The 9,924-nt window shown below is 68.5% G+C and carries 8 protein-coding genes; 3 read left to right on the forward strand and 5 right to left on the reverse strand.

From position 1 onward, the window contains the following. A partial coding sequence (locus HHL15_RS26275; RefSeq protein ID WP_206198975.1) for a hypothetical protein occupies positions 1–358 on the forward strand: 358 nt, incomplete at its 5' end. A gap of 210 nt (positions 359–568) precedes the next feature. Here the strand turns inward: HHL15_RS26275 and HHL15_RS25610 are convergent. After that, positions 569–895 carry a hypothetical protein gene (locus HHL15_RS25610; protein WP_169148616.1) on the reverse strand — a complete coding sequence of 109 codons (327 nt, stop codon included), beginning with the start codon at positions 893–895 and terminating at the stop codon, positions 569–571. A gap of 656 nt (positions 896–1,551) precedes the next feature. On the opposite strand from HHL15_RS25610, the gene HHL15_RS25615 reads away from it, so the two are divergent. Next, a complete protein-coding gene (locus HHL15_RS25615) occupies positions 1,552–5,271 on the forward strand; it encodes a hypothetical protein (protein ID WP_169148617.1) in 3,720 nt (1,239 codons plus the stop codon). Next, complete coding sequence (locus tag HHL15_RS25620) at positions 5,268–5,831, forward strand: hypothetical protein (RefSeq protein WP_169148618.1); 564 nt, start codon at positions 5,268–5,270, stop codon at positions 5,829–5,831. Before HHL15_RS25615 ends, HHL15_RS25620 begins: the two co-directional genes overlap by 4 nt. A gap of 15 nt (positions 5,832–5,846) precedes the next feature. Here the strand turns inward: HHL15_RS25620 and glyA are convergent, their stop codons facing one another. The 4 genes from glyA to HHL15_RS25640 all read right to left on the reverse strand — a co-directional run. Next, a complete protein-coding gene (gene glyA, locus HHL15_RS25625; RefSeq protein WP_169148619.1) occupies positions 5,847–7,118 on the reverse strand; it encodes a serine hydroxymethyltransferase in 1,272 nt (423 codons plus the stop codon). Next, entirely contained in the window at positions 7,111–8,346 is a 1,236-nt protein-coding gene (locus HHL15_RS25630; protein WP_169148620.1) for an aspartate aminotransferase family protein, read from the reverse strand. Before HHL15_RS25630 ends, glyA begins: the two co-directional genes overlap by 8 nt. A gap of 119 nt (positions 8,347–8,465) precedes the next feature. Further along, positions 8,466–9,347, reverse strand: a complete 882-nt coding sequence (locus HHL15_RS25635; RefSeq protein ID WP_169148621.1) for a YggS family pyridoxal phosphate-dependent enzyme — start codon at positions 9,345–9,347, stop codon at positions 8,466–8,468. A gap of 217 nt (positions 9,348–9,564) precedes the next feature. After that, a partial coding sequence (locus HHL15_RS25640) for an integrase core domain-containing protein (protein ID WP_169148622.1) occupies positions 9,565–9,924 on the reverse strand: 360 nt, incomplete at its 5' end.

Raw genomic sequence — 9,924 nt, forward strand, 5'->3', positions numbered from 1 at the left:
GCCTCCCCGGTCGTTCGCGTTGCGAACGACTCCCCTGCGCTGCTCGCATCGGGCGGCCGGCGCGGAACTCGTCGGCTACGCCTCCTCAGACAGCCGCGCCGGAAGGCCCCGCCCGCTGCTGCGCTGCTCGGCGGGTCAGAACGGGCTTTTCGCAAACACCGCGCGTTTGCTGAAGCAGGGCGCGATGATCAACGAAAGAGCAAAACCCCAGCGCCTCGCACCCACCGGCCTTTCCGTAGAGGCTCGGTGCCCGGTAAAAGCCCGTTCCGACCCGCCGAGCAGCGCAGCGGCAGGCGGGGAAGTCCGGCGCGGCTGTTTGAGCCCGCAGGGCGAGTTCCGCGCCGGCCGCCTGGCGTGAGCAGCGCAGGGCAGTCGTTCGCAACGCGAACGACCGGCGAGGCGGGTCGCCTTCTTTGCCTCTTTTCTTGGCGAAGCAAGAAAGGAGGTCGCCCGCCGGGGCGAAATCCCGGCCAATCCAACGCGGAAAAAAGGAAAGCCGCCCAGTAAAGGCACACCAGTTCGAACACAAAGTGCTGACAGCATCCTCCCACAGGCGTCGACCGGCATCTCAAGCCTCACCCTGAACCCCGATGCCAGGCCGGCGCTGTGCGAAGCGGTGAACCAACCAGGCCACAAAAGCGGCAGCCAGACCCATGAGGGCACCCAGGAAGGCCGCGCCGATCAGGCCGAGCTGAAACCATGCCGTGGCGCCGACGCTGACGAGCCAAGGGATGAAAGCGAGTAGGGACAGCAGGACAAGCAGGGAGTTGGCGAGCCGACCCGCGGTGAACAGGGTGGCGGCACTCAAGATCAGGAAGGGCAGGGCGAGCAGCGAGACGCCAAGAATGGCGCTGGCGGATGCGGGCAGCCCCACGACAGTGAAGGGCAGGAGCAAGGCGGCCGCACAGCTTGCCAGGCAAAGCACTGTTGATGGCGTCGGGCGGAATCGCATCGGATCGTGGGCTCCCGGGTTCTCGTCACGCGGATGTGAGGTGCTTGGGCGGGGCGGATTAGACGCCACATCCGCGTTCATGACAAGCGGGATGCCTGCACGGCGTTTGTCATTCAAGGCCCGGGGGGGCGAGCGTCCATCTCCGGGTTGGACGAGTCCATCTCCGGGTTGGGATCTTTCAAGTCCGGGCCTGGCGCGTGCAAATCCGCGGGACGAAAGTCCAGGTCCGGGTTCGACGCGTCCATCTCTGGTTTGAAACCGTTCAAATCCGGGTTCGGGAGGTCCATCCCTGATTTGAACGGTTTCAAATCAGAGCCCGGAAGGTCCAACCCGGACTTGGAGTGTTCCATGTCCGGGGGTGGAAGCTGCATGTCCGGGCTTTGAATGCCCGATCCCGACATGCGCCGCAGCCGGCCCGGGGGGCGCTCCGCAGGGCCGCTGCAGGGGCTGTGTGTGTGGGCCTTGCCGTGTTGGTGCTTCATTGTAAATTTGTGTTGCATGGCGTGCGGATGTCTACGGCATAATCGCCACGGCATTTTGTGCTGGCCGGTATACCCGGGCGGCATGTGCCCATCCCCGCTCCCGCACAAGGAACTGACATGCCGCGCAGCAACACCCTCAAGCCCAACGCCATCGTCCCGGCCATGGCCACCGTCCACGATTACTTCCCCTCCACCCTCAAGTTCGACCTGGGCCAGGCCAGCACGCCGCTGGCGCTGGTGCCCAAGCGCCGGCAGGCTGCCGGCGCCGGTGGCCAGGAGCTGCTGCTGGTGTGCGCCAACGGGGAGCTGCAGCACCTGACGACGCCCGAGCAGGGCGGCACCGAATGGACCCGGGAGGTCTTTCCCCTGCCCGAGCTGCGGAACGCGACGGTCTGGCGTGCCGACGCCGTGGTGCACGAGGCGCTGCCCGGCGGAGAGCATGACGGGCAGCGCATCCTGCTCGCCATTGCCGCGATGACGGTGCACAAGCAGTTCGTGCTGGTCATGCTGGAGCACCGCCCTGGCAGCGGATGGGCGCGGCTGCCCGCCTCGCGGGAGCACCAGCCGTGGAATGTGGATGCGCAGTTTGCGGTGGCCTGCTCGGGTTTCGTGGCCTTGCCGGACGGCGGCAGCCGCATCCTCGAGCTGTGCGCCACCCGGGCCTACCGGGAGCGCCGGAGCGGCCTGGGCGGCTACCTCTACCACGGGGATGGGCACACTCGGGCGCTGCTGTTCGATGTGCCGCTGCAGGGCATAGACCGGCTGCTGGCCCTGGGTGAGGCCCGGGCCCTGCACCTGGCGCGGCTGGAGGGGGACAGCCTGGCCTTCTTCCCGGCCGGGCTGCATGCCGATCCGGACGAGGACGTCGACGCGGTGAGGGTCCGGGTGGACCTGCAGGCGGCGCAGCGGCTGACGCTGCCCGCCCGCATCGAGGCGGACGATGCGTCGGCCATGACGCCGCTGGTGGCCCCGTCCGGCACCTGCGCCGGCCTGCTCCTGGTCGGCAAGGAGGGTGGCCTGACGGCCGTGCAGTTCGGCGAGTCGCCGGGGCAGGCCCGCGTCGAGGTGTTGAGCGGCAGGGCGGACGGGCCGGCGCGGGTCACCGAAGTCACTTATTCCTTTGCCGGCGATGGCGCGCTGCGCGTGTATGCGGTGGGCGACAGCGACCTGGTGTGGTTCGGCGAGTGGGATCTGCAGGCCGGCCCGGCGGCCCTGCGCTGGACGCCCACCGGCCAGCAGGCGCGCGCCATCAAGGTGCCGGCGCATGCGCCGGGTATGCCGGCGGTGTTCGAATTGAACGACGCCGCGGTGGTCATGTATGCCCACGCCGGCGAGGGCGAGGTGTGGGGCCGCTCGGAGGTCTGCATCCCGGCGCAGGCGGCTGCGGAGCCCGCCTCGGCGGTGGTCCACCAGATCAGCCTGAGCCCGGTCACGGTGCTGGGCCAGGCGCTGCCCGACGTGGCCCTGGCCATCCGCAGCCGGCGCCCGGCCACCATCGAATACCAGGGCAAGCTGTGGCGCCTGACGGCGGAGCGGCCCTTCCTGATCCGCAGCGGCGAGACGGGCAGCGCCAGCTTCCGCTTCCGCGAGGAGGGCATCGAGGCGCCGGAGATCCTGGTCAGCCTGCCGGACGAGCCGCACATCCCCGAAGCCTGCTTCCGGCCCCACGACGGTGCCCTGCGCCGCCTGGCGGGGCTCGACCGCCGCTTCAGCATCGATCCGGCGCAGCTCACCGCGGCCGGCGTGCTGCCGGACACGATCAAGCCCGCAGACGCCGCCAGCCTGACCCAGGTGCTGCAGACGGCGGCCCTCAAGGCCTTGCATGACGGCGCCGACCACCCGGCCCAGGCGCGCCTGCGCCGCATGCTGGCCGGCGCTCCGGCGCGGCACGGGGTGGCCATCGTGGCCCGGCGCACGGAGGCGGGCCTGGTCTTCCACCACCCCACCCAGGCGGAGCTGGCCGCGCGGCCGGTGGCGGCGTCCGCCGGCGAGCCATCCACCTTTGCGCGCTTCTGGAGCTGGTTCAAGCAGTGTGTCCACAAGGTGGTGGAGTTCGTCGTGCACGTGGTGGAGGAGGGGGTGCGCCTGATCGTCAAGACGGTCGATGCGGTGCATGAATTCCTCAGCGCGGCGGCCTCGCAGATCGTCCAGGGCGTGGATGGCTTCCTCAACTGGGTCGGCACGGTGGCCAACAAGGCGGTGGACATCGGCAAGCGCTTCCTGCACTACCTCGGCGAAGTGCTGGGCTGGGACGATGTGCTGCGCTGCAAGGACCTGGTCAAGGCCTGCATCAGGGGGACGCTCATCGACATGGAGGCGCTCGTCGGCGAGACCCTGCCAGTCCTGCTGTCGAGCAAGATCGGCGCCGCGCGCGAGCGTGCCGACCAGCTCATGCAGGAGGCGATCGGCAAGCTGGCCGGGCGCAAGACCTGCCAGGCCGATCCGCAGGGCGGCATCACCGTCATGCATGGGGCGCAGGACCATGGTGGCAAGGCTCTCAGCTTTCATCACGCGGTGCCCGGCGGGGAGGCGAAGTTTCACCAGAGCTTCTCGCAGCGCCTGAAGGACCGGCTCGAGACCCTGCTCGGCCACGCCCGCGAGTTTGCCCAGGGCGACAAGCTGGTGGCGCCGCTGCAGGACCTGCTCCGCCTGTTCGACGGCAAGACCTCGCTGGCCGATGGCCTCGGGCTGCTCCTCAGCGACCTGCTGGTGGCCCTGCGCCCGCTGGTGCTTATGCTCTTCGACGTGGCCGACATCCTGCAGACGCTGCTCTTCGAAGTGCTGGCCGAGATCATCCGGCTGGTCCGCGAATTCCTCGAGGCGCCGGTGCTGAGCCTGAGCCCGGCGATGGGCTGGGTCAATTCCCTGTACCGCGGCATCGCCGGCGCCGATCTCAGCGTGCTGGACCTGGCCTGTCTGCTGTTCACCGCGCCGGGTGTGCTGGTCTATCACGCCCTCACCGGAAAGAAGGTCCTCGCCGAGGGAGATCGCAGCGCCGAGCAGCTGGTGAGCGGCTTCGCGGTGCTCCGGCACCTGTTGCAGCGGGACGCCGGGGCACTGCGAACGTCGGCCCGGGAGGGTGAGGGGGCGCCCGTGCGGGAGGCTGACTCCGATGCGGAGCTCAAGGCCATGCGCAAGCAGATCGACGATGTCTATCCGATCCTCGCCGGCGTCCGGGACATCTGCTACGCGGCGTGGTATGGGCTGCTGCGGGGGGCCATCTCCGCCGCGGAGAACGCATTGAGGCTGGTCAACCTGAGCCAGCAGAGCGGAGGCAAGCTCACCCAGGGCCTGACCTGGCTGGGGCGCTTCGCCTTCGTCATCGACTGGGGGCTGACGGGTTACGCCGGTCTCCTGGCGGCGTTCAAGAGCGACCTCGTCTGGGACCGGCTGACCAAGGACAACTCGGCGCTGATGATGGCGGTGGGCGCCATCGCGGCCATCGGCATTCCCCTGGTCCTTGCCATCAGCATCAACGTCCCGGCCAACATCCAGGTCTGGATCTGGTCCTTCGTCTCCGTGGGCTCTGGCGTGGTGTTCGGGATCTGGCATATCTGGTCGCTGGCCGCGGGGCCGGGCAAGCTGGCCGGGAAAGACGCCGACAAGCACTACTTCGAACATAGCGCCAGCCTGCTGTTGCAGGTGCGCAAGCTGACCCAGCTGGGCTTGCCCGTCGGCTATGAGGTCACGCAGAAGAGTGGGGCCCTGGCTCCGGCGGGGGCCGTGATGGTGGGCGCGTCGGCGACGGCCGATGGCGTGATCTATTTCGCCGGCGGGGTCATGGCAGCGATAGCCGCGGCCATCTTCGACGACATCCCGAAGGGAGAAAAGGCATGACCGAAACCAGACTTGCCCGTGTCATCTGCGTGAATCCAGACCAGCTGGAGGCCACCCTGGACCTCGGCTACCAGTGGGCGGAGGCCCTGCCGTCGCGGCTCGAGATGCGGGAGCGGCCCGGCCTGCCCGGGTCCCGCGTGGAGGTCCGGCCGGATCGCGATGCGGCGCGACAGCCCCTGCCCGACGGCTTGAGCGAGTGGCCGCTGCAATCGGGGGCGCAGCTGCTGTTCCGCGGGACGAGCAATGCCACCGCCCTGCTGTACCCGGCCGACGTGCCGTCCTTGCGCGTGCTGGAGCTGGCTTTCCGGAACGGCCAGGCGGAGATCAAGCTGGCCCACCAGACGGGTATTCCGGATCACCTGCCGTACACGCTGGGGCTCGACGTCAGGTTCGAAGGCTTCGAGCCCATCGACGAGGCACGCTTCCGCCTGGGAGACGACGGGGCCTGGCAGGAACTGGAGACCGGCCAGACGATCCTGGAGGCGGATGGCGGGATCACCTTTTCCATTGTCATGGGGGCCTGCCGCGGCCTGCGCCTGCGCCTGGTCTGGATGGATTGAGGCCGGCCCCGGCCGCTATCGGTAAACAGGGTGGCGGCGGCATAGCGCCACCACCTGTTCCCGCACCTGCTCGCGCATTGCCGTCAATGCATCGCCGCCGCTCTCCAGCGCGTCCAGGATGTCGCACAGCCAGCCTGCCACGTGTTCGCATTCGGCGACCCCGAAACCACGGGTGGTCACGGCGGGCGTGCCGATGCGCAGGCCGGAGGTGACGAAGGCTGAGCGCGGATCATTGGGCACCGAGTTCTTGTTCGTCGTGATCCAGGCATCGGCCAGGGCGGCGTCTGCGTCCTTGCCGGTGTAGGGCCTGGCAGACAGGTCGATCAGCATCAGGTGGTTGTCGGTGCCGCCGGAGACGATCGTGTAGCCCCGCTGCTGGATCACCGCGGCCATCGCGCGGGCGTTGCGCACCACCTGGCGCTGGTAGGCCTTGAACTCGGGACGCAGCGCCTCCTGGAAGGCCACGGCCTTGGCGGCGATGACGTGCATCAGCGGTCCGCCCTGGATGCCCGGAAACACGGCGGAATCGAGCCGCCTGCAGAAGTCCTCGTCCTGCCCCTTGGCGAGGATGATGCCGCCGCGCGGGCCGCGCAGGGTCTTGTGGGTGGTGCTGGTGACCACGTGGGCGTGGGGCAGGGGGTCGGGGTATTCGCCCGCCGCCACCAGGCCGGCCACGTGGGCCATGTCCACCCAGAAGACGGCGCCCGCCTTGTCGGCGATGGCGCGCATCCGCGCCCAGTCCAGGTGCCGGGAGTAAGCTGAGAAGCCGCCGATCAGCATCTTCGGGCGGGCCTCCAGCGCGATGCGTTCCATCGCGTCGTAGTCGATCAGCCCGGTCCCGGGGTCGAGCCCGTAGGGCACGATGCGGTAGTGGCGGCCGGAGAAGTTGGAGGGGTTGCCGTGGGTGAGGTGGCCGCCCTGGGCCAGGTTCATGCCCATCACGGTGTCGCCGGGGCGGGCCAGCGCCAGGAACACGGCCGCGTTGGCCTGGGCGCCGGCATGGGGCTGGACGTTGGCGTAGTCGCAGTCGAACAGCGTCTTGAGCCGTTCGATGGCCAGGCGCTCGGCCACGTCTACATGCTCGCAACCGCTGTAGTAGCGCTTGCCCGGGTAGCCCTCGGCATACTTGTTGGTGAACACCGAGTTCTGGATGGCCATCACCTGCGGGCTGGCGTAGTTCTCGGAGGCGATCAGTTCGATGTGATCTTCCTGGCGGCGTTCTTCGCGCTGGACGGCGGCGGCCAGTTCGGGGTCGACGTCGGCCAGGGTCAGGGAGCGGTCATACATGGAGGTGCATCCTTTGTCCGGAGGTTTCAGGGGTGGCCGTCGCGTTCAGTCCGCTTGCCGTGAGCAGGCGGGTGATGCGGGCCACGATGTCGTCGATCTGGGCTTCGTCACAGATCAGCGGCGGCAGCAGGCGGATGACCTTGTCGCGGGTCACGGTGATGAGCAGACGCTGCTCGGCCAGCGCCCGGCCGACCAGTTCCTTGCACGGCCTGTCCAGTTCGATGCCCACCATCAGGCCCTGCCCACGGATCGCGACGACATGGGGGTGAGCCCCGAGCGCCTCCTGCAGTCCCGCCAGCAGGCGGCCGCCCAGTGCCGCTGCGCGCTCCGGCAGCTTGTCGCGCACCATGATGTCGAGGACGGAGCAGGCCACCCGGCAGGCCAGGGGGTTGCCGCCGAAGGTCGAGCCATGCTGGCCGGGCGAGAACAGGTCGGCGGCTGCACCGCGTGCCAGGCAGGCGCCGATGGGGATGCCGTTGCCCAGCGCTTTCGCCAGCGTGATCACGTCCGGCGAGATCCCCGCATGCCGGTGCCCGAACCAGGCCCCGGTGCGGCCCAGGCCGGCCTGGATCTCGTCGAGCATCAACAGCCAGCCGTGCTGGTCGCACAGGGCGCGCAGCTCGCGCAGGTAGCCGGTGCTGGCCACCCGGATGCCGCCTTCGCCCTGGACCGGCTCGACCAGCACCGCCACGATGTCGGGCGACTGGGCGGCCGCCTGGCGTACCGCGTCGATGTCGTCATAGGGCAGCCGCAGAAAGCCGGGCAGGAGCGGTTCGAAGCCTTGCTGCTTTGAGGGATTGCCCGAGGCGGAGAGCGTGGCGATGCTGCGGCCGTGAAAGCCGTTCTCCATCACGAGGATCCTGGGGGCGGCGATCTGTCTGCGATGGCCATGCAGCCTGGCCAGCTTGAGCGCGGCTTCGTTGGCTTCGGCGCCCGAATTGCAGAAGAAGGCCTTCTGCATGCCCGTCAGGGCGCACAGGCGCTCGCCCAGCCGTTCCTGCCAGTCGATGCGGAAGACATTCGAGGTGTGCAGCAGCAGTCCGGCCTGCTGGGCGATCACGGCGGCGATCTCGGGGTGGGCGTGGCCCAGGCTGGTGACTGCGACACCGGCGATGGCATCCAGGTATTCCACTCCGTGTTCGTCCCACAGCCGCGCACCGCTTCCGCGTACGAAGGAAACAGGTTGACGGGCATAGGCCCGCATCAGGCGGGAGGTTGCAGCTTGCATCGAAAACTCCTCAGATCCGAGTGGGTAGGTGAATGGGGGCTTGCTCTCGTCCGGCCGTAGCGGGGCCGGCGTGCCGGGGGCTTCAAGGTCCGGGTGGCGCATGGCCACGGTGCTTTTCGTCAGGTCGATTCGCGGGCCGCGGACTCGCCCGGCCAGTAATGGCCGTCCGGCGTGGCGCGTGCACCGAAGAGGGCCTGCCCGATGCGCACCACGGTGGCGCCCTCCTCGATGGCGATCTCGAAGTCGCCGGACATGCCCATCGACAGCTCATCCATCCCTATCCCGGCAGGGGCGCTCTGGCGCAGCCGGTCGCGCAGTTGGCGCAGCAGCACGAAGCACGGGCGCACCCGCTCGGCCTCGCGAGAGAACAGCGCCAGTGTCATCAGCCCGCGCACGCGCAATGCGGTGAATGCGGGTAGTGCATGGATGAAGGCCGGGACATCCGCGGGGCGCAGGCCGTACTTGCTCGCCTCGCCAGAGGTGTTGACCTGCACGAAGACGTCCAGTGCACGTCCTTCGGTCTGCAGGCGGCGATCCAGCGCCGCGGCCACACGCAGGCTGTCCAGTGCCTGGAACTCGGCGGCGAAGCGCGCCACCAGCCCGGCCTTGTTGGTTTGCAGGTGGCCGATGACCGACCAGCGCAGATCGGTCAGGTCCTGCATGGCTTCCCATTTGCGGCAGGCCTCCTGCGGCCTGTTTTCTCCCAGCATCCGGCAACCCGCCGCGTGGGCCAGCCGCAGTCTGGCCTCGGGCTTGGTCTTGCTCACCGGCAGCAGGCGCACAGAGGTGGGATCGCGCCCGGCGCGGAGGCAGGCGGCCTCGATGCGTGCGTGCACCGCCGCCAGATTGCGCCGGAAGTCGTCGACCGTGCTGGCTTCGGGATAGCGGCCATCGAGTACCTCGTGGGCGCCGGTCACGAGCCCGCTCACCGGCGCTGCACTCTCGTCGGGAGAGGCGGGGGCGTTCCAGGAGCGGGGCACGGGTAGAGGGGCGGATGACATGGCCTGATGGCGGCGCCTGACAAAGCGCTAAAGTGGGCTGAGGAACGTATTTATAGGCTTGAAATGGACGGTTGCTCCCTGCCAATTTTCAAGAAAGGTGCAGACCAATTGTTCCGCGGTCCGGAACCTGGGTCCATCAAGAGCTGATCGGCTGACCCGGAACACGCGGCGTTCCGCTCCGGATCCGGGAGCGGTTGCGGTGGTGGGTACTGAAGGGCTAGGTGTGAAGAGTCAAGACGTTGTTTCTGTCACCCGGTAGCCGAGAGCTGGGGGTTTGACAGCCGATTCCGTGATGAGGTCGGTGCCAGTTGTAGAAGTGATTCCAGAGTGGCAGCGCAGCACGCCGCTGATCCGAGTTGGTGTAGGCGTGCCCGTAGGCCCATTCGCGCAAGGCGGACTGGATGAATCGCTCAGCCTTGCCGTTGGTCTGGGGCCGGTAGGCGCGGGTGAATTTCTGGCGGATGCCCAAGGCACCGCAGGCGATCCGGAAGGCGTGGGACCGGAAGGCCGAACCGTTGTCAGTGATCACTCGCTCGATGGTGATGCCCAACTCGGCAAAGTACTGGGTGGCGGCCTG

This window comes from Zoogloea dura (assembly GCF_012927165.1).
In the GTDB taxonomy this organism is placed as follows: Bacteria; Pseudomonadota; Gammaproteobacteria; order Burkholderiales; family Rhodocyclaceae; genus Zoogloea; species Zoogloea dura.

What these genes read in the sequence shown, in the direction of transcription:
- HHL15_RS25620 (WP_169148618.1), top strand. Translation starts at nt 5,268, where the DNA reads ATGACCGAAACCAGACTTGCCCGTGTCATCTGCGTGAATCCAGACCAG.
- HHL15_RS25635 (WP_169148621.1), bottom strand. Translation starts at nt 9,347, where the DNA reads ATGTCATCCGCCCCTCTACCCGTGCCCCGCTCCTGGAACGCCCCCGCC.
- HHL15_RS25615 (WP_169148617.1), top strand. Translation starts at nt 1,552, where the DNA reads ATGCCGCGCAGCAACACCCTCAAGCCCAACGCCATCGTCCCGGCCATG.
- HHL15_RS25630 (WP_169148620.1), bottom strand. Translation starts at nt 8,346, where the DNA reads ATGCAAGCTGCAACCTCCCGCCTGATGCGGGCCTATGCCCGTCAACCT.
- glyA (WP_169148619.1), bottom strand. Translation starts at nt 7,118, where the DNA reads ATGTATGACCGCTCCCTGACCCTGGCCGACGTCGACCCCGAACTGGCC.